General features: G+C 66.0%; 1 protein-coding gene. It reads left to right on the forward strand.

What is annotated here, in order from left to right:
• Window positions 1-403: TraC family protein (locus KDH83_RS31830; RefSeq protein WP_212323177.1), on the forward strand; the 403-nt coding region annotated here is incomplete at both ends.

Here is a 403-nt window from a genome sequence, read left to right on the forward strand (position 1 = left end):
TCTGTGCGGCGGACTGGCGAACGCCGGCATCCAGGCCCGGCGTATGGACGCGGCGGACGTGCATGACTGGCTGCTGCGCTGGTTCAACCCCCACCCCACACTGCTCGGCCCCGACGCCGCGGACCGGGCGCGCTTCTATGATCTGGCAAGCTACCCTGACCAGCCCGAGGACGGTGACATCGAGCTGGCGAGTGGACGGGACTTCAGCCAGCGTCTGTTCTTCGGCCAGCCATGCTCCGATATTGCGCACGGCACCTGGCGTTTCGACGACATGCCGCATCGTGTCATGATGACCGACCGCCTGCGCATGCCGCCCGGCACCGGACACCTGACCGGCGAAACCCGCAAGGGCGATGCGATCAATACGCTGTTCGACCAGATGCCGGAAGACACGACGATGTGT

The organism is Achromobacter sp. Marseille-Q0513 (assembly GCF_018195695.1).
Lineage (GTDB): Bacteria > Pseudomonadota > Gammaproteobacteria > Burkholderiales > Burkholderiaceae_B > Achromobacter.